Source organism: Amycolatopsis vastitatis (genome assembly GCF_002234595.1).
Taxonomy (GTDB): Bacteria; Actinomycetota; Actinomycetes; order Mycobacteriales; family Pseudonocardiaceae; genus Amycolatopsis; species Amycolatopsis vastitatis.
Map to the genome: position 1 here is coordinate 18,530 of NZ_NMUL01000002.1, position 26,117 is coordinate 44,646.

Genomic DNA, 26,117 nt, shown 5'->3' on the forward strand with positions numbered 1-26,117 from the left:
GCCCCCGAAAGACGGCTCTGCCCTCAGCGAACCCCCTTGCCCAGCCAAGATCGCCGCTGGTCCGATGGACGCATGGCCGACCCGAAACCCGCACTCGTGCTGCACCTGGCGACCGGCGGCGAGCCGCTGCTGTTCGCGCTGACCACCGAAGAATCCGGAAAGCTGGCGGGCAAGCTCACCCAGCTCGTCAAGGCGGGCGCCGTCGAGACGGTGACCACCAAGGACCACCAGGAGGTGGCGATCAACTTCGCCCACGTCGCCGCCGCCTACCTCGACGACCTCACCCGGAAGACCACGGTGTTCGGCATGCGGTGAAACGCACGAAGGCCGCCCCACGGCGAGCGTGAGACGGCCTTCGCGGAGCCCGTGGCTCAGAGCTTGTACAGGCGCTTCCAGTTCTCGCGCGAGGTGAGCTCGGGCATGGCGCGCTTGTACTGCTCCTGCACCGCCGCGCCTTCCTTGCGCAGCCGCTGGATGACCCGCGCGCCCTGCTTGGCCAGCGCGAACATCTTCACCCGGTCGTACGACCGGACGCGGACGCCTTCCTGGCTGGCGTCGGTGACCACCGCGGTGTCGAACAGCGCGATGTGCCACCAGTTCGCCTCGTCGATCGGCACCGCGCCGAGCCCGAAGCGGCTGCGGCCGAGCACCCGGTCGAGGACTCGCTTGATCAGCACCAGGCGCTGCATGCTGGGCCGCGGCGCGCTGTTGATGATGCCGATGTCGTTGGACGCGATGCCCGGGACGTCGGTGGCCTTGTGGCGCTTGGTCTCGGGGTAGGCGTCGCGGATGCGGCGGATCTCCTTCATCGCCTCGACCCCACCGTCACGCAGGATCTCCGGCCCCGCGAGGAAGTCCTCGACGGCCTTGATCAGCGTCGCCGACAGCCCGTACTGCATGCCCAGCAGGTAGCGGACCAGCTGCGCGATCAGGACCCGCGAAAGCAGGTTCAGGTTGAACGGCGAGTGCAGGGCGGCGGTGATGATCGAGTTGCGCAGGTTGAAGTACCGGTGCCACTCGTCCCAGTCCTTCATGTGGAAGTCCGCGTGCCACACGCCCGCACCCGGCAGGGTGACGGTCGGGAAGCCGTGCGCGCGGGCCCGGTAGGAGTACTCGGCGTCGTCCCACTGGAAGAAGAACGGCAGCGGGTAGCCGGTGGCCTGGACGACCTCGTAGGGGATCAGGCAGGACCACCAGCCGTTGTAGCCGGCGTCGAGACGGCGTTCCTGGCGGTTCGGCTTCAGCGTCTCCTCGTCCACGCCGAGCAGGTCGGCGGTGGACAGCGAGTGCTCGACCGGCTGGCCGGGCTCGAGCGTGTTGAGCCGGGCGTACTCGGCGCCGACGTGCAGCTGGTTCGGGTGGAACAGGTTCAGCATCTGCCCGCCGACGATGATCGGGTTGGCGGCGCGGTTGGAGAACGCCGTCATCCGGATCACCAGGTCCGGCTCGAGCAGGACGTCGTCGTCCATGAACAGGACGTTCGCGTGCTCGGTCGCGGTGTGCCCGGCCACCTCGAAGAGGCCGCGGGTGAAGCCGCCGGCGCCGCCGAGGTTGGGCTGCTTGATGTAGTGCAGCTTGTCGGCGAGGTCCTTGGCGACCTGCTCGAAGCCGTCGCGGGACTCGACGAGGTCGGTGCCCTGGTCGGCGACGTAGATCGCGTCCAGGGTGTCCAGCGAGGAGACGTCCGCGGCCAGGGCCTGCAGGTTCTTCAGGCAGTCGTCGGCGCGGTTCATCGTGCAGATGGTCACCGCGGTCGGGCGGATCGCGGGCGGTGCTTCAACTGTCCAGCGGACCTGCTCGACGCGCAGCGTCTGGCCGCCCTCGGTCTCCAGGTCGAGCCAGAGCGCGCCACCGTCGTAGAACTTGTCCAGCTTGCCGGTCAGCGCCACCTTGGCCTGCTTGGCGTCCGAGACCTGCTCGGCGGCCACGACCCGGGGCTCGCCCTCGACGTCCGAAGCGCCCATCGACAGCAGGCCGGTACCGGTGACGACGGCCTCGACCGAGACCTCGGTCACCGTCGTCCACCGCTGCCAGTAGCTGGCCGGGAACCGGCCGAAGTACGTGTTGCCCGACACCTTGGAGGCGGGCTCGAGGGTGATCACCGCACGTTCCCGCACGGCCGAGCCCCACTCGAGCTCGGCGTACAGGTCCTTGCTCACGATCGGCGCGGGGCCGGCGTAGAGCCCGCGCTGCGCCGTCAGGCGACCCTGCGGAGTGTGCTCGGTGAACCGCGTCTCGGCGGCCGCGCCGGCTTCGGTGGTCGGCGCCGGGGTGGCTGTTTTACCGGGCATTGGTTCCTCAGTTCTCCTCAGTCGACGGTTCGCGGAAGACGACCCACTTCAGCATCACGAAATTGATCACGGTGGCGGTGGCCTGCGACACGGCCCAGCACAGCGTGTGCTGCCACGCGGACTCCGGCAGCACCTGCAGCATGAGCTGGTTCACCCCGACCGCGACGAAGAACGTCACGGTGTAGAGCATGACGAACGAGCCGACCTGCGCCTTCCCGTCGCGGCGCCCGCCGGCGAAGGTGAACTTCCGGTTCAGGAAGAACGCCGTGGTCGTGCCCACGATGAAACTGATAGCGCGGGCGATGTCGACCCACGGTGAAGCGGCCATCCCGGCCAGCTGGGTCAGCAGCGTGTAGGTGCCCAGGTCGACCAGGGCGCAAAAGCCCCCGATCAGGGCGAAGCGGATGAGCTGGCCCAAGAGTCCTGGGGAGGACTGAGCAGCCGCTACGTCGGCTTGCGGATCGGTCGCCACCACTGCATTACCTCATTGCCTGAGTCATGGTCACCCGCGCGGGCGCTTGTGCCTTGATTCGCAAAGTGTAGAAGCGGGCATTTCAGGGTCACGTCTCGGGCGTCGTTCGGCGTGGCTACCCTGGTCGGGTGACCCACCTTCCCGAGACACAGCGTCGCACGCTCACCGGCTGGGGACGCACCGCACCGACCGTCGCCGACATCCTGTCCACCCCGGACGTCGAGGTCATCGCGCGAGCCGTCGCCCAGGCGGGTGAACGCGGTGTCATCGCGCGTGGCCTGGGCCGCTCCTACGGCGACCCGGCGCAGAACGCGGGCGGCCTGGTCGTCGACATGACCGCGCTGGACCGGATCCACTCGATCGACCCCGACTCGGGCGTCGTCGACCTGGACGCCGGGGTCAGCCTCGACAAGCTGATGCGCGAGGCGCTGCCGTACGGCCTGTGGGTCCCGGTGCTGCCGGGCACCCGCCAGGTGACGATCGGCGGCGCGATCGCCAACGACATCCACGGCAAGAACCACCACAGCGCGGGCAGCTTCGGCAACCACGTCGTGTCGATGGATCTGCTGACCGCGGACGGCCAGGTGCGCACGCTGACGCCGGAGGGCCAGGACGCGGAGCTGTTCTGGGCGACCGTGGCCGGCATCGGGCTGACCGGGATCATCGTCCGGGCGAAGGTCCGGATGAAGAAGACCGAGACCGCGTACTTCATCGTGGACGCGGACCGCACGGCGAACCTGGACGAGACGCTCGGCCTGTTCACCGACGGCTCGGACCTGACCTACGACTACTCGATGTCGGTGCCGGACCTGATCTCGTCGGACCACCGGCTCGGCCGGGCGACGTTCTCCCGCGGCTCGCTCGCGAAGCTGGACGAGCTGCCGCCGAAGCTGCGGTCCGCGCCGCTGAAGTTCGACGCGCCGCAGCTGGCGACGCTGCCGGACGTCTTCCCGAACGGCCTGGGCAACAAGCTCACGTTCGGGCTGATCAACGAGCTGTGGCAGAAGACGGTGCCGAAGAAGGGCGCCCGGGGCAAGATCCAGAACCTGACGCAGTTCTACCACCCGCTGGACATGCTCAGCGAGTGGAACCGGGCCTACGGCTCCAAGGGTTTCCTGCAGTACCAGTTCTCCGTCCCGTTCGGCGCGGAGGACCAGCTCAAGGCGATCTGCCGGCGGATCGCGACGTCGGGCCACTACTCGTTCCTGAACGTGCTGAAGCGCATGGGCGAGGCCAACCCGGCGCCCATGTCGTGGCCGGCGCCGGGCTGGATGCTCAGCGTGGACTTCCCGGTCAAGCGCGGCTTGAGCCGGTTCTGCCTGGAGCTCGACGAGGCCGTCCTGGCCGCGGGCGGGCGGCTGTACACCGCGAAGGACTCCCGCACGTCGCCCGAGACGTTCGCGAAGATGTACCCGCGGCTCGAAGAATGGCGCAAGGTGCGCGCTTCCATCGACCCCGAAGGCGTTTTCGCCTCTGACATGAGCCGGAGGCTCGAACTGTGATCGACGCGGTGGGCAACCCCCAGTCCCTTCTTCTGCTCGGCGGCACGTCCGACATCGCGCTCGCGATCGCCGAGAAGTACCTGGCCGAGAAGCCGCTGCGGGTCGTGCTGGCCGCACGGCCGTCGCCGCGGCTCGACGCGGCCGCGCAGCGCCTGAAGGACAAGGGCGCCGAGGTGTCCACTGTGGACTTCGACGCCACGGACACGGCGTCGCACCCCGGCGTGCTGGCCAAGGCGTTCGATGGCGGCGACATCGACGTCGCGGTCGTGGCGTTCGGCCTGCTCGGCGACCCGGAAGAGGTCTGGCAGGACCACACCAAGGCCGTCGAGCTGGCGACGGTGAACTACACCGCCGCGGTGTCGGTGGGTGTCGCGCTGTCGGAGAAGCTCAAGGCGCAGGGCCACGGCACGGTGATCGCGCTGTCGTCGGTGGCCGGCGAGCGCGTCCGGCGGTCCAACTTCGTCTACGGCTCGACCAAGGCCGGTTTCGACGGCTTCTACCTGGGCCTCGGCGAGGCCCTCGCGCCGCACGGCGTGAAGGTGACGGTCGTCCGCCCCGGCCACGTCAAGACGAAGATGACCGCGGGCCTGAAGGACGCTCCGCTGGCGCAGACGGCCGAGCAGGTCGCGGAGATCGCCGTCGGCGCGGCCCGCGCGGGCAAGGAGCTGGTGTGGGCGCCCGCGCAGTTCCGCCTGGTGATGTCGGCGCTGCGGCACGTCCCGCGGCCGATCTTCCGCAAGCTCCCGATCTGAGTTTCACACCTCGTCGAAGGCCCGCACCGCGAGGTCCGGGTCTTCGGCGAAGAACTGGCTTTCGACGTCCACGAGCAGGAACACGCCGGCTCCTTGCCCTCTCTGGGACCAGACCTCCCCCACCGCTCCCAGGGGGGCGACCCCGAGTCCAGTCTACCGTCGGCGGCCGACGGAACTCGCCGGAAAGCCGACGACCGCGCGAGTTGTCCACAATGGGCGCCGGGTGTGGACAACTCAGTGAGCGGTGGCTCAACCGCCCGAGGTGTGGGCCGGCAACAGGTACAGGTTCTGACTGCCCATCCACGGCGAATCGATGTGCCAGCTCGCCAGTGCCGCCGGTGGCGGCGCGCGGCGGGTCGTCGCCAGGACCAGGTCCGGGCTGAGCGGCGCCACGCTGTGGTCGAAGTTGTGGAAGTTGGCTTCCAGCAGGGCGCGGCCGATCTCGCCGCTGCGGCGCTTCGTCTCCGTGATCGCCGGGTCGACCGCGCCGCGGTCGGAGAACTCGTCGACCAGCTCGCAGTCGCACGCGTACGCCAGCGCGCCCACCTCGCCCGCCGTCTCCACCTTGCGGCCGTGGGCGATCGCCGCCAGCTGACGGCCGATTTCGCGGTACTCCGTCGTCGACGCGTGGTTGCTGGTGATCGGCGCGAACTGGCGGGGGATGCCCGGCAGCGCGTACACCGCGACGCTCGCCGCCAGCGTCATTCCGGCCAGCGTCCACGTCGCGCGCCGCACCCGCTCCGGGACCGCTGACGCGTACGCGGCGAGGAAGATCGTCGCGCCGATGATGCTCGGGGCGTAGTACCAGTGGTACGGCGGCACGCCCAGCCGGCTGTAAGCCAGGTAGTGCAGGGCACCCGCGACGGCGAGCGCCGCGAACGGCGTCAGCCGGCGGGCGGTCTCCGAGCCACGGCGGTACTGGACGATCCACGCCATTCCCGCCAGGCCGCCGAGCAGCAGCGGCAGGAAGGACAGCGCCGCCGCGGCCGGGAAGTTGCGCCAGTACAGCAGCGGGCCGTTGGTGAAGCCGAACGGTCCCCACGACTGCTGGCTGATCTTGATGACCAGGGTGTCCGGCACCGCCGACCCGAGCACGACCCAGCTGAACGCGAACCACGGCAAGGTCACCGCGAGCGCCGCGAACGCCGTCCGCCAGATGCCGTCCCAGAACTCGCGGCGGGCCGCGAACACCACGGCCGCGATCAGCAGCAGGTCGAGCCGGACGAGCGCGAGCAGCCCGATCATGACGCCGAGACGGCCCGGGCTGCGCTCCCCCGCGTAGACCAGCGTCCACACGACGCCGGTGGCGCCGAGCGCCACCTCCAGCCCGACCGAGGACAGCAGCAGCGGGTTGACCAGCAGCAACGCGAACGTCAGCGGCGCGAACGCCGCCGGCAGGCCGGTGCGCTCGCCCAGGCGGCGCAGGCCCAGCACGAGCAGCACCTGCGCGGCGACGAACACGATCCCGGCGGCCAGCACCGCGTCCCGGACGACGAACGTGACCGCGGCGAGGGCCAGGACGTTCAGCGGGGACGTCGCGGTGTTCGCCGTCCCCTGTTCGATCAGGCCCCAGTGGGCGTGAAAGGCGAGGTTCTTCGCGTACGACAGCGTGATGTAGGTGTCATCGATCAGATGGTGGCTGACCAGGGCGAACACCAGGGTGGAGGCCGCCGCGGCCGCCGACGGGAGGACCCACGAGCGGGCGACGGGGACGGCCACCGGCAGCGCACCGGCGGCTTTGGGGAGTTCTGCGGAGGCGCTTCGCATCCGAGCCACCGTACCTCGCTCGTGATGCTTCTGTGATCTGAGCGGGGTACGGGTGGCCCAGGACACAGTCCCGGTCAGATGCCGTCGCCGGATCCCGAGTTGCCCGAGTTACCGGAGTTGCCGGGGTTGCCGCCGCGGAAGCCCGGGCCGTGGCCGTTGAAGCCCTGGTTGCCGTTCGGGGCGTTGTACTGGCGGTGGATGCCGGGCCTGCCGCCGTGGTGGTCGGTCGCCGCCGCGATGCCGCCGACGATGCCACCGCCGATCAGGACGCCCAGCACGCCGACGCCGACCAGCTGGGTGGCGCGGTGCCCGACGAACCGCCGGAACCCGCCGGGCTGCCGCTGAGCGGCCGGAGGCGGGCCCCAGGCGCCGTAGGCCTGGCCGGGGCCGGGCTGGGACAGCTGCGGGGTGGGTGGCGGCGGCTGGCCGTGGACGGCCGTCTGGTCGGCTGCCGGGGGCGCATCGGCCGGGGCGGCGGGCCCGCCGGTCTCCGGCGCGTGCGCGGCAGGTGGAGTCCGGTCGGCCGGGGCGGCGGGCTCAGGCGTGGGTGCGGCGGGTGGAGTCCGGTCGGCGGCAGCCGCCTCGGCCGTGGGCTGCACAGTCGTGGGCTGCTCGACGGTCGGCTGGTCGGCCCCCTCCGGGACCTTCTCCTCGCGCGGCTGGTCATTCATGGTCGCTCCCGTGGTCACGGGGACGGGCGCACTGCCCGCCCCCACCACTCAGGGTGCGCCGCTCAGCTGTGGACGACCTGAAGCGAACCTGTCGATCTGCCATGAATCATCACAGGTAGAACGCCAGGAACAGGGTGACCACCCAGGTCGCGCCCAGCACCTGCAGGATGCGGTCCTTGAGCGCGATCTCCTCCGGCTCGCCCGCGATGCCGCCGTCGACGTCCACCGCGTACCGCAGCACCGCCACCAGGAACGGCACCATCGAGATGAGCGCCCACACCGAGTTGTGCTCGGTCTGGCGGATCTCGAACGCCCACAGGCAGTACGACATGATCAGGATCGCCGCCGACGTCGCCCAGACGAACCGCAGGTAGCTCGCCGAGTACTTCTTCAGCGACGAGCGGATCTTGGCGCCGGTGCGCTCGAACAGCATGATCTCCGCGTAGCGCTTGCCGGCGACCATGAACAGCGAGCCGAACGCCGTGACCAGCAGGAACCACTGCGAAAGCGCGATGCCGCCCGCGACACCGCCGGCGATGGAGCGCATCAGGAAGCCCGAGCCGACGATGGCCAGGTCGACCACCGGCTGGTGCTTCAGGCCGAAGCAGTAGCCGAGCTGGACGGCTTCGTAGACGCCCAGCACCACGGCGAGCTGCCAGCTCGCCGCGAACGACACGCCGAGGCCGGCCAGGAAGAACACGACCGCGGCCCCGTACGCGACGGGAACCGGCACGATCCCGGCCGCGATCGGCCGGTTCCGCTTGGTCGGGTGGGCCCGGTCGGCCTCGACGTCGATGGCGTCGTTGATGAGGTAGACCGAGCTCGCCGTCAGCGAGAAAGCCACGAAGGCGATGATCGCGTCGATCAGGAGACCGGTGCGGTCGGTCGACTTCGAGAACGCGAAGAACGGGGCCGCGAAGACCAGGACGTTCTTCACCCACTGCCGCGGCCGCGCCGTCTTGATGACGCCGGCGATCAGGCCGAGGGGGCCACGTGACGGTGTCTCTGCCGGCGCTGCCGAAGACTCAGCCGTCTCCGGAGCCTCAGGAGTCACGGCCGTCTCTTCACTGGGGCGCTGCTCGGTCGTTTCGCTCATGGGTTCTTCTTCAGCTTCCGTCGTATCAGTCCACCGACGAGCCCCCCGAGGGCCGCACCGGCCAGGACGTCTGTCGGATAGTGAACGCCGAGCACGAGCCGCGAGGCGAGCATCGGCGGTACCAGGGCGGGCACCAGGTTACGCCCGGTCAATCCGGAGTAGAGCACCGCCGCCGCCGTCGTGGACGTCGCGTGCGACGACGGGAAGCTCAGCTTGCTCGGCGTGCCGACCAGGACCTCTACGCTCGGGTGGTCCGGTCGCGGTCGCCTGACCACGCGTTTCACCGCGATCGACGCGGCGTGCGCGCCGACGACACCGACCGAGGCGACCAGCCAGTCCTTGCGGCGCTTCTTGTCGACCGCGGCCCCGATCAGGCCGAGGGCGAACCACCCGGCACTGTGCTCGCCGAAGTGGGAAAGGCCGCGCGCAGCCTTCACCGAAGCTTCACTCTTCAGAAAGCCCTGGGCCTTCGCCAGGACCGCGACCTCGCCCGTCGGGCTGCCCTTCTCAAGCATCGAGGGACCCGTCGAGCGGCGCGCCGTCGGTCAGGTGCGGGGCGATCTTGTTGTCGAACGCCGACAGCGCCGACCCGATGGCCATGTGCATGTCGAGGTACTTGTAGGTGCCGAGCCGGCCGCCGAACAGGACGTTCTTCTCGCGCGCCTCGGCCTTGGCCAGCTCGCGGTAGGCCTCGAGCTTCTCGCGGTTCTCCGGCGTGTTGATCGGGTAGTACGGCTCGTCGTCCTCGCCCGCGAAGCGGGAGTACTCGCGGAAGATGACCGTCTTGTCCTTGGGGTAGTCCCGCTCCGGGTGGAAGTGCCGGAACTCGATGATGCGGGTGTAGGGGACTTCCTGGTCGTTGTAGTTGACGACCGAGGTGCCCTGGAAGTCACCGGTCTCGGCGACCTCGGACTCGAAGTCGACGGTGCGCCAGGTGAACTTGCCCGCCGAGTAGCCGAAGTAGCGGTCCAGCGGCCCCGTGTAGACGGTCGGGGTGCCCGCCGGGATGTGCTCGCGCACGTCGAAGTAGTCGACGTTCAGCCGGATCTCGATGTTCTCGTGCTCGGCCATCTTCTCGAGCCACGCGGTGTACCCGTTGACGGGCAGGCCCTCGTAGGTGTCGTTGAAGTACCGGTTGTCGAAGTTGTACCGGACCGGCAGGCGCGTGATGATGTTCTCGCCCAGGTTCTTGGGGTCGTTCTCCCACTGCTTCGCGGTGTACCCGCGGATGAACGCCTCGTACAGGGGACGGCCGACCAGCGAGATGGCCTTCTCCTCGAGGTTCTGCGCCGCGCTGGTCTCGAACTCCGAGGACTGCTTCGCGATCAGCTCGCGGGCCTCGTCCGGGGTGTGCGACTTGCCGAAGAACTGGTTGATCAGCGCCAGGTTCATCGGGAACGAGTAGACCTGGTCCTTGACCCGCGCGAACACCCGGTGCTGGTAGTTCGTGAACTCGGTGAAGCGGTTCACGTACTCCCACACGCGCTTGTTCGACGTGTGGAACAGGTGCGCCCCGTACTTGTGCACCTCGATCCCGGTCTCCGGGTCGGGCTCCGAGTACGCGTTGCCGCCGAGGTGGCTGCGCCGCTCCAGGACGAGGACCTTCTTGCCCAGCTCGGCCGCGGCCCGTTCGGCGACGGTCAGGCCGAAGAAACCGGACCCGACGACGACGAGGTCGTAACCTGCGAAATCGTCTTCAGTAATCTGTGCGGGGTTCGTGTGCGCGCTCACGGGCGTCGAGGGTACGCAGGTCGGTCGCGCGGCCTGCACCCGACTATCACATTTCGGCCTACGACACACCTGGAAAGCAGTGCCTGCACCCGAGGACTTCTGGAGTTACTTCGCCGCGGTGGCCACCTACCTGGCCGTACTGGCGGTCCCCGGCGGGCTCGTCGGGTGGGCCGCCGGCCTGCGCGGCTGGGCGCTCGCCGGGCTCGCGCCGCTGCTCAGCTACGCCGTGACCGGCCTGGCCGGCCCGTGGCTGGCGATCGCGCACGTGCCGTACGGCTCCCTGAGCGTCGCCGCGTGCACCCTGCTGCTCGCCGGGGTGCTGCTCGGCCTGCGCCGGGTCGCCACCGCGCGAGGCTGGTTGACGCCAGGTGCGGAGGAGCCGCACCCGCCGTGGACGCGGCGGGCGCACCTGGCCGTCGGTGCCTGCGTCGCGGTCGCCGTCGCCGTGTCGATCGTCGTGGTGGTCTCCGGCCGCGGCGGGACGACCGCGGTGTTCCAGCGCTGGGACACCGTCTTCCACGCGAACGGCATCCGCTACATCGCCGAAACCGGCGACGGCTCCCTGACCGGCATGGGCACCATCAACTGGTACCCGGCCGGCTCCTTCTACCCGAACGGCTACCACCTGGTCGGCGCCCTGGTCTACGAGCTGTCCGGGACGTCGATCCCGGTCACGCTCAACGCCGTCACGATGCCGATCGCCGGGCTGTTCGCACTGGCCATGGCCGCGGTCGTGCGCCAGCTCGGCGGCCGCGCGGTGTTCGCGGGCAGCGCCGCGCTGGTCGCGGGCGGCGCGACGACGGGGGCGTACGAGTCGGTGTCGAGCGGGCTGCTGCCCTTCGCGCTCGGCATCGTCCTGACGCCGCTGGCGGTGGTCGCGCTGCAGCGGTTCGTCGTCCGGCCGGGCGTCGACACCGGCGCGGTGCTGGCGCTGAGCGCGACCGGCCTGCTCGCCGCGCACTCGAGCGCCCTGTTCGGAGCGATCCTCTTCGCGTTCCCGCTGGTGGTGCAGCGCTGGTACCGGACGCTGCGGGGCAAGCGCGTCGACGGCGTCCCCGAGGGCAAGCGCGCCTGGCGGGTCGTCGTCGGCGACGTCCTGCGGATGGTGCCGGTGATGGTCGCCGCCGGGGTGCTGGCCGCGCCGATGATCCTGGGCGCGATCGGCTTCACGTCCGGGTCGTACCCGTACTACGCGTGGGGCTCGCACATGCCGGTGGGCAAGGCGCTGCTCATGCTGGCGACCTTCAAGCAGGTGCTGCCGGTGCCGCAGATCTGGCTGACGGTGTTCCTCGCGATCGGCGTGCTCACGGTCCTCGCGCTGCGGCGGATGCGCTGGCTGCTGCTCTCGGCGATCGGGTTTTCCGTGCTGTTCGTGCTGGTCGCGTGCTTCGGCGGCGAGCACTGGGTGATCAGCTTGTCGCGGCCGTGGTGGAACGACCGGTTCCGGCTGATGGCCCTGGCGGCGATCCCGATGTGCCTGCTCGCCGCGCACGGGATGAGCGAGACGCAGCGGTGGCTGGCGAAGGTGGCGAGCGGGCGCGCGTGGGTGCGGGCGCGGCCGTGGCTGACCGGCCGCGTCGGGCTGGCGACGGCGGTGCTGCTCGTCGTGGCGATGGGTGTGCTGACCGGCGGGTTCTACCGCGCGGCCAACGCCAAGACGGTGTCGCTGCTGTACTACAACGGCCTGCCCGGCGAGGTGGTCCCGCCGGTGAGCGCCGACGAGATCGCAGCGATGGAGAAGCTCGGCACGCTCGGCATCCCGGCCGACCAGAAGGTGCTCAACGACCGGCTCGACGGCACGGCCTGGATGTACGCGCTGACCGGCGTGCACCCGGTGGCCGGGCACTACGACGCGGGCGTCGCGCCGCCGGACGCGACCTACCTGGCCCAGCACTTCGGCGACTACGACAGCGACCCCGAAGTCCGCGCGGCGGTCCACCGGCTGAACGTCCACTACGTGCTGGTCGGCAGCGGCACCATCCGCCGCGACACCCCGATCGCGCCGGGCCTGCGGAACCTGGACGGCCACGACTTCGTCCAGGTCATCTACCGGAACCCGGGTGCGGTGATCTACCGGATCGTGAAGTGAAGCAGCCCTCGTGGCCGCGGCCCCCAGCCGCGGCCACGAGGGCTTCCGTACCCCCGGGGTTGATCTCTCGTCCCTCCATGAACCCTGACGCCCGCGGGACGTGAATCGGTTTCCCGGCCACGCGGATGTCACTCGTTCGGAGTAACGATCACCCGCGGAGCTCCGGCAGGACGTCGCTCGCGACCTGCTCCAGGACGGCTTCGCGCCCCTCGTACGGCGACGACGACCGCGGCCAGTGCGAGATCACGTCGGTGAAGCCCAGCTCCCCCGCCCGGCCCACCGCGTCGCGGAACGCCTCCACGCTGCTCAGCGAGAACACCGGCGAAGAGTCCAGGCTGAGGTGCCGCTGGATGCTCGCCCGGTCCCGGCCCGCCGCGTCCAGCCGCCGGTCGAAGACCTGGCACAGTGCCGCCACCCCGCGCCACCACTCGTCGGCGGTCTCGCCGCCCTTGCCGGTCGTGACCCAGCCCGCGCCGAAGCGTGCCGCCAGGGTCATCGTGCGCGGGCCGTTCGCCGCGACGACGAACGGCAGGCGCGGCCGCTGGACCGGGCCGGGCAGGTTGCGGGCCCCGCGGGCCCGGTAGTACTCGCCCTCGAAGTCGCACTTGTCGGTCATCAGCAGCCCGTCGAGGGCCTCGACGAACTCCGTGAACCGGTCCACGCGCTGCTTCGGCGTCAGCTCGGGTGCGTCGAGGACCGCGCCGTCGTAGTGCAGGTGGTCGACGCCCGCGCCGACGCCGAGGACGAGCCGTCCGTCCGAGACGTCGTCGAGGGTGTTCAGCTCGCGCATGAACGGCACCGGGTGCCGGGCCACCGGGGAAGCCACGAACGTCCCCAGCCGGATGCGCGACGTCACCATCGCCGCCGCGGTCAGGGTCGGGACCGCGGAGAACCACGGGCCGTCGACCAGGTTTCTCCACCCCAGGTGGTCATACGTCCAGGCGTGGTCGAAGCCGTATTCCTCGGCGGCGCGCCACTTCGGCTCGGCCGCCCACCAACGATCTTCCGGAAGAATGACGATGCCTACTCGCACAATGCCGGACGCTATCGGGAACCACCGACAATCGCTCGGACGGGGCGGACCTCACCCGAACGTGTCAGGGACAATGGCGGGGTGGAGAGACCCCAGTTGATCGCGTCCGACGTCGACGGCACCCTGCTCGGCCCCTCCGAATCCCTGACCGGCCGCACGATCGCGACCGTCCGCCGGGCGATCGAGGCGGGGGTGCCGTTCGTGCTGGCCACCGGCCGTCCGCCGCGCTGGATCGCGCCCGTGGCCAAGCCCCTCGAGCTGACCGGGTACGCGGTGTGCGCGAACGGCGCCGTCCTGTACGACTGCGGCCGCGAGGAGGTCGTCGCGGTGCACGGCCTGCTGGCGCCCGAGCTGCTCCACGACATCGCCCACGCGCTGGACAAGGCCCTGCCCGGCTGCCGGCTGGCCACCGAGCGCGTCGGCACCGGCGCCGACCACGAGATGCGCAACTTCGTGATCGAGCCGGACTACCACAACCCGTGGGGCGACGGCGAAGGCCGCACCGCGCCGCGGGCCGAGGTGCTCGGGCACCCGGCGATCAAGCTGCTGGTCAGCCACCTCGGGATGTCGTCGGAAGAAATGGCGGACGGGGTGAACGCGCTGTTCGACCGGGAGGTCGACGTCACCTACTCGTCGTCGGGCGGCCTGGTCGAGCTGTCCGCGCACGGCATCACCAAGGCGACCGGTCTCTCCGACGTCGCCGAGCGGCTCGGCATCGAGCGCGAGCGGGTCATCGCCTTCGGCGACATGCCCAACGACGTCGAGATGCTCCGCTGGGCGGGCCACGGCGTCGCGATGGAGAACGGGCACCCGCAGGCCCAGTCCGCGGCCGACGAAATCACCGGTCCGGCGGGCGAGGACGGCGTCGCGCAGGTCCTCGAGCGCTGGTTCTAGCCGTCTTGCGGGGGTCCGGGTGGCGGAGCCCCCGGCCCGGGGCGAAGCCCCGGATGTCACAGCCGTCTTGCGGGGGTCCGGGTGGCGGAGCCCCCGGCCCGGGGCAAAGCCCCGGATGTCACAGCCGGTCCAGCTCGGCCGCTTCGGCCGGGGTCGGCGCCGTCCCGCCCAGGTGGGCGGGCAGCCACCAGCGGTCCTCGTCGGACGCCGGCTGGTCCGGGTACTCGGCCTGGGCGCGCTCGAGCAGCGCGCTCATCCGGGTGCGCAGCTCCTTTGTGACGACGTCCCAGTCGTCACCCTTCGCTGGGTGCATCGGCTCGCCGATGAGGATCGAGACCGGCACGTGCCGCCGGGTCAGGTCCTTCGGACGGCCCTTCGTCCAGAGCCGCTGGGTGCCCCACAGCGCCATCGGCACGACCGGGACGTCGGCCGCGGCGGCCATCCGGACGGCGCCCGACTTGATCTCCTTGACGGTGAACGACCGGCTGATGGTGGCTTCGGGGAAGACCCCCACGACCTCGCCGGCCTGCAGCTTTTGGAGCGCCTCGCGGTAGGAGGCCAGCCCGGCGGAGCGGTCGACGGAGATGTGGTGCATCCCGCGCATCAGCGGGCCGGCGATGCGGTTGTCGAAGATCTCCTTCTTCGCCATGAACCGCGTCAGCCGCTTGGCCGGGCGCGCGCCGAGGCCGCAGAAGATGAAGTCGAGGTAGCTCACGTGGTTGCACGCGATCACCGCGCCGCCGCGGCGCGGGATGTGCTCCGCGCCCTCGATCCGGATGCGGTTGTCGAGTACCCGGAACATCGTCCGGGCCGCCGCGATCACGGGCGGGTACACCAGGTCAGCCATCCGGCAAGGTTACGGGACCGTAGGTTGTCCGCGGCCGTTCGAGCGGTGAAGGCCACAACCGGGGACAGCCAGGACGAGCGCGAGCAAGATCGCGAACAGCGCCACGGACTGGTGCTTGATGCCCTCGATGCCGTCGCCGAGGGCCGCCGTGCCGAACTGCGTCACCGAGACGGCGAACAGGAACGCCAGCACGACGCCGAGCGCCTTTCGCCGCTCGAACCAGGCCCTGAACAGCACGAACAGCCAGATCGACACCAGCGCGAACAGCCCGAGCGGGGCGATCAGACCGGTGAGCCACGACACCACCGGCACCCGGTACTCCTGCGCGTGCGGCGGGAACCCCGCGCTCTCGTCGAAGCTGCCGAGGTAGTCCGGCCGCGCGGTGAGCTGGTCGCTCGCGGCGCGGTTCAGCACCTCGAGGGTGCGGCCGGGGTGGGTCGCGAAGTACGTCACGACGTTCCGGCGGCTGATCCGGTCGCGGTACCGCGGGTACAGCGGGTCCATCGTCGCCGGGTGCGGGTGCCACCAGCCGTTGCCCGCGTACTGGGCGAACGACGGCGGCAGCCCGAGTTCGGCCAGGTCGGCCCGGGTGTCGTGCCGGCCGTCCACGATGTTGAGGAAGATCGAGTTGAACGCGTTGATCTCGCGGGAGTCGTCCCCCGGGAACTCGGTGTACGTGCCGTCGGGCGCTCGGGCGGGCTCGACGCTCTGCTGCGCGTAGAGCGTGACTGCGCCGACCGCGCCGATGACCAGCAGCGCCGACGCCCACCGCCGGACGCCGCGCAGGGTGCCGGGCCGGGCGAACAGGATCGCGAGCGTGAGGATCGGCAGGATGGTCAGCGTCTGGACCTTGGCGTTGACCGCCAGGACGCCGCCCGCGAACGTCACGGCCATGCCCGCGTAGCTCCACCGGCCCTCGCGCGCGGTCAGCAGCAAGCCGCCGGCGACGAGCAGCAGGCCGAGGAAGGCCGTGCCTTCGCCGAGGATCGCGGCGAAGTACCCGAAGAACGCCGAGTCGGCGACGACCAGCAGGAGCCCGGCCGCCGCGAAGAGCCGGGTGCGGCGCCGGTACGGCAGGCCGAGCACGATCGCACTGATCGCCGCCGCGGCGATGACGCTGCTCAGCAGGCCCAGGACGACCAGGCTCAACGTCCGGGGGAAGCCGGCGGCCCCGGCGATCCGGACGGCCAGGTCCGCGAGCCAGCTCTGCGTCAGCAGGTACGTCGGGCGGCAGGGCGGCGTTCCCGGCGCTGCGGTGTAGGCGAGGTGGACGAACGGTTCGGGCAGGCCCGTCCAGGTGATCCCGGCGCCGCACAGCACGCGGCCGCCGTCGCCGTTGTTCGAAATCGCGATCGGGCGCGGCACCAGGAACCGCACCACGAACAAGGCGAGCGCGGTCCCGAACACCCCGATCCCGAGCCGGGCTTCGGCGCCCAGCCGCGGTTTCGGGACGTCGAGCTTCACGACGGACAGGGTACGTAGCTGAAGTCCGGGTCCTTGGCGAGGTCGGCGACCAGGGTCTTCGCCTGTTCCGCCCGCGGGTACACCGAGACCCAGTACGGCGTGCCGACGCGGCGGAACGTCGCGACCTCGTACTTGCCCGCGTACACCGGGTCGATCGCGCAGTGCTGGCGGTCGGCGTAGCCGCCGTCGGCGGGGACCGCGACGGTCGGGCGGCGGCCGTTGACGACGTAGTCGTAGTCGGTCGAGGTGCCGCCTTCGTGCCGTCCTTCGCGAGCGATGTGATCGTCGGTGCGGCCGAGGACGTCGATGATGAGCAGCTGCCCGCCGTGGGTGGCGAGCGAGCCGGGCGCGGCGGCGCTGACCACCGACCCCGGCGGCAGGTACTCGCCGAGCCAGCCGCCGATTTCGGCGAGCTCGGTGCCGTGCGCGCGCCAGTCGCGCACGCGGTCGAGCATCTCGGGGCTGAACACCGACACGAGCACCGCGATCCCCGCCAGCCCGCAGGCGGTCACCGGGACCAGCCGCGTCGCGGACGACCTCCGCCTCGGCGACGGCTTCCCTTCGGCGTCCACGGTCAGCACGCCGAACACCGAAGCGGACGCGACGGCGAGCAGCGGCGGCACCGGGGCCAGCAGCCGCCACGACGGGCCCGGGTCGCCACCGACCAGCACCGCCGCCACGGCCAGCCCGGCAGCCGTCACGAAGAGCAGCCAGATCAGCGCGCGGGCCTCGACCTCTCCACGAAAGGCAGATTCGGTGCGACGCAGCAGCAGCGCGACCGCGGCGACCAGCCCGAGCAGCAGGAAACCCTGGTGCGCCAAGGCGAATCCCGAAACGTACGGCCAGCCGGCGTCGAGTTGCGCACCGAGCGGCCCGCCGAGCTTCGCGGCCAGCGGCGCGGGGAGGAAGTGCTGGTAGAACGTCGCCCGCCAGGCCAGCCGGGGAATCAGGAAGACCAGCGCGCCCAGCGCGTAACCCACGGGCGCCCACCAGCTGTGCTTCTCCTTCAGCGCGGCGCCGACGAGCCACAGCCCGGCCAGCACGGCGACCACCAGCCCTTCCGGACTGGTCATGACGGCGAAGGCGACCAGCACGCCGGCGACCACCGGGCGACGCGCCGCGAGCGCGTAGCCGAGCGACAGGACGAGGAGCACGAACAGCGGGACCTCGGAGCCGGACGGCCCGTAGACGGCGAGGCCGCCGGCACTCGCGGTGAGCACCGCGGCGGCGACGCCGAGCGCCGGGCGCGGCTCGGTGCCGGGTGGCGTGGCCGCGGCGACGATCCGGTTGACGAGGAAACAGGAAACGAGCACACAGCCGAGCGCGGAAAGGACACCGAACACGACGGCGGCGGTTTCCACGTCGGCGCCGAACGCGGCGCGCGGTAAGGCGATCAGCACCAGCCAGAGGAAGTTCGTGTAGCCCTCGACGCGTTCGCCGGGGTTGAAGACCGGGCCGTTGCCGTCGGCGATGTTCTGCGCGTAGCGGAAGGTGATGAGCGCGTCTTCGGTCACGGTCGCGAACAGCAGCTGGTGGAGCAGGGAAAGCCCGAGGGTGAGGGCGAGGACGAATCCGCGCCAGCCGCGATCGGTGTCGAGGCGGTCCCAGGTCAGCACCACGATCGCGGCGAGGACCAGCCACGCCACCACGACCGCGTAGACCACCCGGCCCCCTCCACCTCGTCAGCGCCCCTGCCGGTCAGGCGGGTCTCTCGCCAGGCTATCGATCATCCGCGGCGAGGCGTTTCCCGTCGGCCGATCACTTGCCCGAATGGGCGAAGATCAGCCCGACGGCGCCACTCAGGCAGGGGAAATTCACCTCCCAGAATAACCCGTTCGGGTGTTGCGCCTGACGGCCGAAGTGACGTCCCGGAAAGGCGCTGATCGGCGTATCACCCCAGCTCATTCGGGGGATCATGGTCGGCTTAGTCTCGACCGTGCTTTCCGTCACCGTCGCGATTGTCGTCATCGCCGTGCCCGGTCTCGTGACCGGTCTCACCGCGGGTTTGCGCGGCTGGGCCCTGGCCGGGTCGACCCCGTTGCTGAGCTACGCCATCGGCGGGCTCACCGGGCCGTGGACCGCGGCGATCGGGGTGTCGTTCAACGCCGTCACGTACGCCGTTTCGACCGTCGTGTTCGCCGCGGTCGCTTTCGGCGTCCGGAGACTGACAGTGCGTCGCTGGGCACCGGAGCCGGAACCCGGGCTGTGGGCGCGTCGCGGGCACCTCGCGGTGCTGGCGTGCCTGCTGTTCGCGTCGGCGGCCGGCGTCTACGCGACGCTGCTCGGCATGGGCCGGATCGGCGTGCTGCCGCAGGGCTTCGACGCCGTCTACCACGGGAACGCGGTCCGCTCGATTGCCGACACCGGCGACGGCAGCCTGTTCGGCACCGGCCACGTGAACTGGTACGGCGACGCGGCCCCGGTGTTCTACCCCAACGGGTACCACCTCCTGGCGGCGGTGACGTACCGGCTCAGCGGGGCGTCGATCCCGGCGACGCTGGACGCGAACACCGTGCTGCTGCCCGGTTTACTCGCGTTGTCCCTGGTGACGCTGGTGCGGGAGTTCCGCGGCCGGGCGGTGCTGGCGGGCGCGGTGGCCTTGACGGCGGTGGCGCCGGTGATGGGTGTCTACGAGTCGATGGACCGCGGGCCGCTGCTGCCGTTCGCGCTGGGCGTGACGCTGACGCCGCTCGCCGCGGTGGCCCTGCGGCGGTACCTGGAGCGGGTCGCGCCGGACACCGGCCTGGTGCTGGTGCTGGCCGCGGTGGGCTTGCTGTGCATCCACTCCTCGACGTTGTTCGGCGGGATCCTGTTCGCCGGGCCGCTGCTGGTCCAGCGCTGGCTGGGCTCGTGGCGGCGGATCGGCCGCGACCTGCTCGCGCTGTCGCCGGTCGCCGTGGTGTCGCTGCTGGTGGCGTGGCTGCAACTGTTCGGGGCGCTGGGGCTGGCCGAGAGCACGCTGCCGTACTACGGCTGGCCCAGCGAGTACCGCGCGACGACGGCGCTCGGCGCGTTGCTGGGTTTCCAGCATTTCGAGCCGCACCCGCAGGTGTGGCTGTCGGTGGCGTTGTTCCTGGGGATCGTGTTCTTCACGCGGGCTGGCGCGTTGCGCTGGATCGGCCTGACGGCGGCGGTGACGGGCTTGGCGTACATGGCGGTGGCGTCGTCGAACGCGCCGATCGTGATGGCCCTGTCCCGGCCGTGGTGGGACGACCCGTACCGGTTCTTCTCGATGGCGGCGATCCCGCTGACCGTCCTGGCCGCCCACGGCCTGGCCTCGACGCAAGCTTGGTTGCGAGACAGGGTGCGGGTGCCCGCCGTGGCCGTCGCGGTGGTGGTGCTGGTGGGATTCGTGGTGCTTTCGAACGGGCTGTACGTCCGCTCCAACGGCGACCGCGTGTACACGGGCTACCAGGCGGCCGACCCGGCGACGCTCCGCGTGACACCCGGCGAGCAGGCGGCGATGGCGGAACTCGGGAAACTGGCGAAACCGGGCGAGTGGGCGATGAACGACCGCTTCGACGGAACAGCGTGGACCTACGCTTTGTCGGGAATTCGAACGGTGGCCGCGCATTTCGACGAAACTTCACCACCTTCGGACGCGGTACTGCTCGCGAACCGCTTTCGCGACTATTCGACGGACCCCGCGGTCCGGGCCGCGGTCCGGCGGTTGAACATCCATTGGGTCATTCTGGGAAAGCCGTCCACCGAACCGGGCAAGCCTTATCAGCCGGGGTTGATCGGGCTGGCTGACGCGCCGTTCCTGAAGGAGGCCTACCGCAACCCGGACGCGGTGATCTACCGGCTGACGTCCTGAGTTGTCCCCAGGTGCGTCAGGGTTGTGGACAGCCTGTGGACAACTCGGTCAGGCGGGGGCGGTCACCGAGCGGGCCGAGCGGGCGGCCACCGCGGCCAGGCCCGCCGTCAGGAGGTCGGCCACCGTGAACATCACCCGGGAGGCCACCGCGAACGCCGTGGCCTGGCCGACGGTCAGGCCACTGGCCGTCAGGACCGCCACCTGGGCCACCTCGCGGACGCCGACTCCGCTCGGGAGGATGAACGCGAACGTGCCCACCGTCATCGCCACGGCCATCGCGCCCACGCACAGCACGAAACCGCTGACGCCCGGCGTGCCGACCGAGTTGGCCAGGAGCCACAGGTGGACGCCCTGCAGGCACCACGCCGCCGTCGAAGCGGCGAAGACCTTGCCCACCACTCGCCAGCCCAGGGGGTGCGCGAGCGGAGGGCGCCGGAGGATCCGCAGCACCAGCGACGTGCCCCAGGTCAGGATCTTCGGGTGCAGCATCGCCAGGCCGAGCGGGATGAGCACGAACAGCCACAGCGCGCGCGGGCTGTTGCTGAACACCGCCGGCGCCGCCAGGAGCGACACCACCAGCGCCGACACCACGCCCACGCCGAGCTGGATCAGCGAGCCCGTGAAGATCCGCGCGCGGGCCAGGCCCGCCTTGCGGCCCAGCTCCATCTGCAGCAGGTACGCCCAGACCGAGCCCGGCACGTACTTGCCGAGCGAGCCGACCAGGCAGATCTGCGCGCCGCGGGCGTAGCCGATCGGCTTGCCCAGGTCGTCGACCATCGTCTGCCAGCCCCAGGTCGACACCAGGATCGCCGCGACGAGAGCAACCAGGCTCAGCAGCGACGACTCCCAGGCGACGTCACGCAGGGTGTGCCAGAACTCGCCCCAGTTCGACGCCAGCTGCTTCGCCGCGAAGGCGATGACCAGCAGGATGGCGACCCAGCGGACGACGTCGAGGATCTTCGCCTTCGCCGACTTCGGCGGTTTGCCGGCAGCCGGCAGCTCCTCAACTGTCGTCATCGACCGTCTCCTCAGGCCTGCACCGTGACCAGGCGGCTGAACTCGGAGAGCAGATCGTAGCCGTCCCACACCGCCGAGAACGTCAGCGCGCTGCCGAAGGGCACGATCCGGTCGACGCCCCGGCCCGCCAGGTCGTGCGCGAACGCCGTCAGCTCCTCGGTGGTGAAGCCGAACTGGCTGACCGTCTGGTCCTTCCGGAGCACGATCGGCACCAGATCGGACAAGGAGGACACTCGCGCGTTCGCGAACGTGCCCGCGCCGAGCCACTCGCGCGGCAGCACCGCCGGGTCGGCCAGCTCCAGCGTGGCGAGGCCGTTGCCCTGGAACTCGATCTCCTTGACCAGCCCGTCGACCGCCGCGCCGTACGCCGAGACGCGCTTCTGGACGGCCATCGCCGGCTCCGTGACGTGCTGCTTCGTCTCCAGCACCGCCGCCAGGAGCTTGCGGAACTCGCTGCCCGCCGCCCGGGCACCGGATTCGTCGCCGACCCAGAACACCGCGCGCGGAGACGAGCAGGCGGCCTGGTCGAACCAGTACGAGTCGTTGTAGAAGCCCTCGGCGGCCGCGCGGCGCTCGGCTTCGGACGCGCGCTGCCAGCCGTCGACCGAGGCGACGGCGAACGACGAGCGGTCCGGGAACGTCAGGTCACGCGCGTGCGGCGCGAGGGGGTACTTGCGCAGCGCCGCGACCGAGCCGTCACCGCCCCAGATGACGCGCAGGTCGGCGGCCAGCGACAGGGCGCCGCTCACCTCGTCGCTGCGGTCGTAGGTCACCATCCGCTGGGTGGCCGTGATCGCGGCCGCCGTCGCGGCGTCCACTTCGGACAGTGCGGCGTTCAGCGCATCCAGCACCGCCTCGGCGGCCCCCGCCGAGCGCGACGAGACCCGCACGACGTTGTGGTTGCCCGCCAGCGCGGACAGCGCCCACGAGTAGACGAAGATCGTGTCGACGTTCGCCGGCGGCACGTGGAACACCAGCCCGCGCGGGAACCGCAGCGCGGTCCCGGAAGTGTCCAGAGTGGACAGTGCCTTGGCGATCTCGCCCTTGCGCAGGAAGAAGCCGAGGGAGGCCAGTTCCGGGAACCGTCGCGCGGTGGCCGGGGCCAGCAGCTTGCGCGCGAACTTCGTGACGAACTCGACGATCCGCGGGTCGCCCACGCGCAACCGGCCGCCCGGCGGCGACGCCCGCAGCTCGTCGACCAGGGCACCGGCCTCGACCGGAGGACCGGCGGGGAAACGCTGAGTCAAGGACGTCATGCCGCCGCTCCCGAGAACGTGTCCGAGCAGCCGCGGGCCTCGGCCTTCGGCAGCCTGCCGAGCACGGAGAAGTGCTTGCCGGGCCAGTCGCCGTCGTCGATGCCGTTGTAGACGCCGAGGTCTTCGGTGAGCAGCACGTGCCCGGGGTAGGACCGCGGCAGCGTCGAGACGACCTCGATCACGCCCGGCTCCCCGACCGGCTGCTCTTCCCACGTCTCCGGGTTCCGGATGACGACGTCGGCGAAGTCCGGGCAGTACAGCGAGTTCCCGGACGGGCCTTCGAGGAACACGGTGCCGATCTGCTCGATCATCCCGTAGTAGTTGTGGATCCGGGTCAGGCCGGTGTCCTCTTTGAACCGCCGCCGGAACTCCGTGTTGTCCACCGCGCGGTCGATCAGCTTCTTCCAGCCACCGCTGTGGATCAGGATGCCGTTCGACAGGTCCAGGTCGTTGTCCCGCGCGACCTCGTACAGGTACAGCCACACCATGAACGTGAAACCGAAGATCAGGAACGGCTTGTCGCCGTACTCGGCCAGGAACTTCTTGACCGCTTCGACGTCCGGCTGGTCGTTCTCGTCGAGCACGTACGTGTGCTTGCGGCCGAAGTTCGCCATGCCCAGCACGCCCGCGCCGCGCGCGGAGAACGAGCGGCGGTTCTTGATGATGCCGATCGTGTCGACCATCAGCATCGGCAGCCGCTCGCCGCCGAGGACCTCCTGCAGCGTCGCGCCCAGCTGCTTGGTCTGCGCGCCCGCCGCCTCCTTGTCGAGGTAGATCCGGGACGCGCCGGCGCCGGTGGTGCCCGACGACGTCAGCGTCTTGAAGACATCGCTGTCCGGGACGGACTTGAGGTCGTGCGTCTTGAACATCCGCACCGGCAGCCACGGCAGGTCGGCGATCGAGCCGAAAGCCGCGTCCGGCGCGATCCCCAGCGAAGCCAGGATCCGGTCGTAGCCCTCGGAGTTCGCCCGGTGGTGGGCGGTGAGCGAAGCCAGCTCGGGCAGCAGCAAGGCTTCCCGGTCGGCTCGCGACCGCGTGAATACGCTCATACCCGCCCCTCCAAGGTCCGGTAGTCGATCTTGCCGCTGGCCAGCAGCGGCACGGTGTCGATCGGGCGCACGTCGAACCCGCTGACGTGCAGGTGCAGCCGCTCGGACAGCGCCCTCGACGCGTCCTTGCAGATGTCCTTGTCGGCCCCTTCGGCGAACAGCACGACCTTGTCGCCGGCGGCCACGGCCGCCACCACGTCGATCCCGACCGCCGCCGCGCGCGCGGCGTGCTCGAGGTCGTCGAGGCTGACGCGGTTGCCGAACACCTTGCCGATGCGCTTGAGCCGCCCGGTGATGAACAGGTACCCCTCTTCGTCGACGTACCCGAGGTCACCGGTGGCCAGCACGCCGCCGTACTCGTCACCCTTGGCCAGTCCGGACTCGTCGTCCGCATAGCCCATCATCACGTTGGGCCCACGGTAGACGACCTCACCGACGATTTTCGGGTGCGTGGTCTCCGAGCCGTTGTCCCGGCGGACCGCGAACTTGCCGCCCGGCAGCGCCGGCCCGGCGGAACCGAGCTTTTCGGCCAGCCGCTCGGCGGGCACCGTCGTCATCCGCGGCGACGCCTCGGTCTGGCCGTACATGACGTACATCCGGCCGCCGACGGCGAGCATCTTGTCGTTGAACTCGGCGATCAGCTCGTCGCGCAGCTTCCCGCCGGCCTGCGTCAGCGTGCGCAGCGTCGGGTACTTCGCGGGGTCGAACTTGAGCCGCCGCAGCATTTCGTAGTGGTACGGGACACCCGAGAGGGACGTCACGCCGTAGGTGTTCACCGCGTCCCAGAAGCCGCGGCCGAGCACGCCGGACGGCTCGATCACCACGGTCGCGTCCCGCACCAGGTGCGAGTTCAGCACCGACAGGCCGTAGCTGTAGTGCAGCGGCAGGCAGGTGGGCGCGACCTCGTCGGCGTCGATGTGCAGCACCTGCGCGATGGCGTCGGCGTTGGCCAGGATGGCCTGCCGCGAAAGCCGCACGAGCTTCGGGTTGCCGGTCGATCCGCTGGTCGGGAGCAGAACGGCGAGGTCGGGGTGCGGGTGCACGCCCTCGGCGGCGTCGCGGACCCAGTCGGAGCCCCGCAGCGAATACCCGTCAGGCGCGTCGCCGGAAGCCGACAGCACCGCCGACGGCCGGAACCGCGAGACCAGCCCGGCCAGCACGTCGGCGTCCAGCGCCGGGTCGATCAGCGCGATCGCCCGCCCGGACTCGAACGCGCCCAGGTACGTCAGCACACTCGGCAGGTCGACCGCCATCCGCGCGAAGACGACACCCGTGGGGAGCGCCGCCAGCTTCTCCATCGAGCGGCCGACCTCGGCCGCCAGTTCCGCGCCCGCCAGCGTGCGGCCCCCGGCCACGTCCACCAGCCGAGCCCCCGCACCCAGCAACGTCACAGCACCAAGCCTCCGTCGATCCCCAGCACCTGGCCGGTGATGAACGACGCTTCGTCGCTCACCAGGAACCGGATCGCGTTCGCCACTTCTTCGGGCCGGCCCAGGCGCCCCAGCGGCGTCCGGCTCGAGTTTTCGGCCTTCGCGTCCTCGCTCAGGCCCGAGGTGAGATCGGTCTCGATCACGCCCGGCGCGACCGCGTTGACGCGGATGCCGGACCGGCCGAGCTCCTTCGCCGCCGAGCGCGCGATGTTCGCTACCGCCGCCTTCGACGCCGCGTACACCGTCTGACCAGCGCTTCCGTACTCACCGACGATCGAGGCGAGCACCACGATCGCGCCGGACTTCTTGCGCATCATCGCCCGGGCCGCGGCCTGGACGGTGTGCAAGGTGCCGGCGACGTTCGTGCTCAGCGTCGTGTCGACGAGTTCTTCCTTGATCATCCCGAGGAGCGCGTCCTCCATGATCCCGGCGTTCGCGACGACGATGTCCAGCTTGCCGTGCTCCTTCGCGACGCCCCTGACCAGCGCAGACACCGCCTTCGCGTCGGTGACGTCGAGCGCGAGCCCGGCCGCGGCCCCGGCCGCCGAAGCCGCCTCCTTGGCGCGGGACTCGTCGCGGCCGGTGAGCACCACCGTCGCGCCCGCTTCGGCGAGCGCGCGGGCGGTGGCCAGGCCGATCCCCCGCGTCCCGCCGGTGACGAGCGCGACGCGACCCGACAGCGACAAATCAGTCATTCTTCGACTGCAGCTCGGTGACCATGTCGACGGCGACCTTGAAGCTCGACATGTCGATGACCTGGTCGGTGTCGAACTCGACGTCGAACTCGTCCTCGATGGCCGCGACCAGCGCCATGTGGCCGACCGAGTCCCACGCCTCGATGTCGCGGTACTTCAGGTTCTCTACGTCCACACCGCCGTCGAGGTCCAGCGCCTCGACGAAGACCTCGCGCAGCTTGGGGGCGACTTCCGACATCTGACA

24 protein-coding genes are annotated in these 26,117 nt (G+C 70.6%); 6 read left to right on the top strand and 18 right to left on the bottom strand.

Going from position 1 to position 26,117, the window contains the following annotated elements:
* Positions 1 to 72 precede the first annotated feature (72 nt).
* Entirely contained in the window at positions 73 to 315 is a 243-nt protein-coding gene (locus tag CF165_RS01440; protein ID WP_093945573.1) for a hypothetical protein, read from the top strand.
* A gap of 56 nt (positions 316 to 371) precedes the next feature.
* Here CF165_RS01440 and CF165_RS01445 read toward each other — a convergent pair whose 3' ends face one another.
* Both CF165_RS01445 and CF165_RS01450 read right to left on the bottom strand, forming a co-directional pair.
* Complete coding sequence (locus CF165_RS01445) at positions 372 to 2,291, bottom strand: glycosyltransferase (RefSeq protein WP_093945574.1); 1,920 nt, start codon at positions 2,289 to 2,291, stop codon at positions 372 to 374.
* Positions 2,292 to 2,298: 7 nt separating this feature from the next.
* On the bottom strand, positions 2,299 to 2,766 hold the full coding sequence (locus CF165_RS01450) for a GtrA family protein (protein ID WP_167441308.1): 468 nt from the start codon (positions 2,764 to 2,766) through the stop codon (positions 2,299 to 2,301).
* Positions 2,767 to 2,891: 125 nt separating this feature from the next.
* Between CF165_RS01450 and dprE1 the strand changes: the two genes are divergently transcribed.
* On the top strand, positions 2,892 to 4,265 hold the full coding sequence (gene dprE1 / locus CF165_RS01455; protein ID WP_093945576.1) for a decaprenylphosphoryl-beta-D-ribose oxidase: 1,374 nt from the start codon (positions 2,892 to 2,894) through the stop codon (positions 4,263 to 4,265).
* Entirely contained in the window at positions 4,262 to 5,017 is a 756-nt protein-coding gene (gene dprE2, locus CF165_RS01460; protein WP_093945577.1) for a decaprenylphospho-beta-D-erythro-pentofuranosid-2-ulose 2-reductase, read from the top strand. Before dprE1 ends, dprE2 begins: the two co-directional genes overlap by 4 nt.
* A gap of 249 nt (positions 5,018 to 5,266) precedes the next feature.
* Here dprE2 and CF165_RS01465 read toward each other — a convergent pair whose 3' ends face one another.
* The 5 genes from CF165_RS01465 to glf form a co-directional block, all read right to left on the bottom strand.
* Complete coding sequence (locus CF165_RS01465; protein ID WP_093945578.1) at positions 5,267 to 6,784, bottom strand: hypothetical protein; 1,518 nt, start codon at positions 6,782 to 6,784, stop codon at positions 5,267 to 5,269.
* 74 nt (positions 6,785 to 6,858) lie between these two features.
* Complete coding sequence (locus CF165_RS01470; protein ID WP_093945579.1) at positions 6,859 to 7,455, bottom strand: hypothetical protein; 597 nt, start codon at positions 7,453 to 7,455, stop codon at positions 6,859 to 6,861.
* Positions 7,456 to 7,564: 109 nt separating this feature from the next.
* The gene (locus tag CF165_RS01475) at positions 7,565 to 8,551 is read right to left on the bottom strand and encodes a decaprenyl-phosphate phosphoribosyltransferase (protein WP_093945580.1); all 987 of its coding nucleotides are present in this window, start codon (positions 8,549 to 8,551) and stop codon (positions 7,565 to 7,567) included.
* Positions 8,548 to 9,066 carry a phosphatase PAP2 family protein gene (locus CF165_RS01480; protein ID WP_093945581.1) on the bottom strand — a complete coding sequence of 173 codons (519 nt, stop codon included), beginning with the start codon at positions 9,064 to 9,066 and terminating at the stop codon, positions 8,548 to 8,550. The genes CF165_RS01475 and CF165_RS01480 overlap by 4 nt, the downstream gene beginning before the upstream one ends.
* On the bottom strand, positions 9,059 to 10,282 hold the full coding sequence (gene glf, locus CF165_RS01485) for a UDP-galactopyranose mutase (RefSeq protein ID WP_093945582.1): 1,224 nt from the start codon (positions 10,280 to 10,282) through the stop codon (positions 9,059 to 9,061). Before glf ends, CF165_RS01480 begins: the two co-directional genes overlap by 8 nt.
* Before the next feature lie 79 nt (positions 10,283 to 10,361).
* On the opposite strand from glf, the gene CF165_RS01490 reads away from it, so the two are divergent.
* Entirely contained in the window at positions 10,362 to 12,371 is a 2,010-nt protein-coding gene (locus tag CF165_RS01490; RefSeq protein ID WP_093945583.1) for a DUF6541 family protein, read from the top strand.
* A 148-nt stretch (positions 12,372 to 12,519) separates the two neighbouring features.
* Here the strand turns inward: CF165_RS01490 and CF165_RS01495 are convergent, their stop codons facing one another.
* The gene (locus CF165_RS01495) at positions 12,520 to 13,404 is read right to left on the bottom strand and encodes an LLM class flavin-dependent oxidoreductase (RefSeq protein ID WP_093945584.1); all 885 of its coding nucleotides are present in this window, start codon (positions 13,402 to 13,404) and stop codon (positions 12,520 to 12,522) included.
* A 96-nt stretch (positions 13,405 to 13,500) separates the two neighbouring features.
* On the opposite strand from CF165_RS01495, the gene CF165_RS01500 reads away from it, so the two are divergent.
* Positions 13,501 to 14,298, top strand: a complete 798-nt coding sequence (locus CF165_RS01500) for an HAD family hydrolase (RefSeq protein ID WP_093945585.1) — start codon at positions 13,501 to 13,503, stop codon at positions 14,296 to 14,298.
* 118 nt (positions 14,299 to 14,416) lie between these two features.
* On the opposite strand, the gene CF165_RS01505 is transcribed toward CF165_RS01500, so the two are convergent.
* From CF165_RS01505 to CF165_RS49895, 4 genes are all read right to left on the bottom strand, one after another.
* Entirely contained in the window at positions 14,417 to 15,145 is a 729-nt protein-coding gene (locus tag CF165_RS01505; RefSeq protein ID WP_093945586.1) for a lysophospholipid acyltransferase family protein, read from the bottom strand.
* Positions 15,146 to 15,154: 9 nt separating this feature from the next.
* The gene (gene wsfD / locus CF165_RS01510; protein WP_093945587.1) at positions 15,155 to 16,609 is read right to left on the bottom strand and encodes a glycan biosynthesis hexose transferase WsfD; all 1,455 of its coding nucleotides are present in this window, start codon (positions 16,607 to 16,609) and stop codon (positions 15,155 to 15,157) included.
* Positions 16,606 to 18,273, bottom strand: coding sequence for a DUF8728 domain-containing protein (locus tag CF165_RS01515; RefSeq protein ID WP_093945588.1), 1,668 nt, complete (start codon positions 18,271 to 18,273; stop codon positions 16,606 to 16,608). The genes wsfD and CF165_RS01515 overlap by 4 nt, the downstream gene beginning before the upstream one ends.
* Before the next feature lie 94 nt (positions 18,274 to 18,367).
* Positions 18,368 to 18,559: a hypothetical protein gene (locus tag CF165_RS49895; protein WP_143268416.1), complete on the bottom strand. Its 192-nt coding sequence runs from the start codon at positions 18,557 to 18,559 to the stop codon at positions 18,368 to 18,370.
* On the opposite strand from CF165_RS49895, the gene CF165_RS51675 reads away from it, so the two are divergent.
* Positions 18,525 to 20,426 carry a DUF6541 family protein gene (locus CF165_RS51675; RefSeq protein ID WP_167441309.1) on the top strand — a complete coding sequence of 634 codons (1,902 nt, stop codon included), beginning with the start codon at positions 18,525 to 18,527 and terminating at the stop codon, positions 20,424 to 20,426. The genes CF165_RS49895 and CF165_RS51675 overlap by 35 nt on opposite strands.
* Before the next feature lie 48 nt (positions 20,427 to 20,474).
* Here the strand turns inward: CF165_RS51675 and CF165_RS01525 are convergent, their stop codons facing one another.
* Genes CF165_RS01525 through CF165_RS01550 form a run of 6 tightly spaced genes read right to left on the bottom strand, consistent with a single transcriptional unit; the run spans position 20,475 to position 26,111 of the window.
* Entirely contained in the window at positions 20,475 to 21,443 is a 969-nt protein-coding gene (locus CF165_RS01525) for a lysylphosphatidylglycerol synthase transmembrane domain-containing protein (RefSeq protein ID WP_093945589.1), read from the bottom strand.
* 11 nt (positions 21,444 to 21,454) lie between these two features.
* Entirely contained in the window at positions 21,455 to 22,699 is a 1,245-nt protein-coding gene (locus CF165_RS01530; RefSeq protein WP_093945590.1) for an acyl-CoA reductase, read from the bottom strand.
* Complete coding sequence (locus tag CF165_RS01535; RefSeq protein WP_093945591.1) at positions 22,696 to 23,748, bottom strand: LuxE/PaaK family acyltransferase; 1,053 nt, start codon at positions 23,746 to 23,748, stop codon at positions 22,696 to 22,698. Before CF165_RS01535 ends, CF165_RS01530 begins: the two co-directional genes overlap by 4 nt.
* Positions 23,745 to 25,139 (bottom strand): AMP-binding protein, encoded by a 1,395-nt coding sequence (locus CF165_RS01540; RefSeq protein ID WP_093945592.1) that lies wholly within the window; start codon positions 25,137 to 25,139, stop codon positions 23,745 to 23,747. Before CF165_RS01540 ends, CF165_RS01535 begins: the two co-directional genes overlap by 4 nt.
* Positions 25,136 to 25,873, bottom strand: a complete 738-nt coding sequence (locus tag CF165_RS01545; RefSeq protein WP_167441310.1) for a glucose 1-dehydrogenase — start codon at positions 25,871 to 25,873, stop codon at positions 25,136 to 25,138. Before CF165_RS01545 ends, CF165_RS01540 begins: the two co-directional genes overlap by 4 nt.
* Positions 25,866 to 26,111, bottom strand: a complete 246-nt coding sequence (locus tag CF165_RS01550; RefSeq protein ID WP_003096467.1) for an acyl carrier protein — start codon at positions 26,109 to 26,111, stop codon at positions 25,866 to 25,868. The genes CF165_RS01545 and CF165_RS01550 overlap by 8 nt, the downstream gene beginning before the upstream one ends.
* Positions 26,112 to 26,117 lie beyond the last annotated feature (6 nt).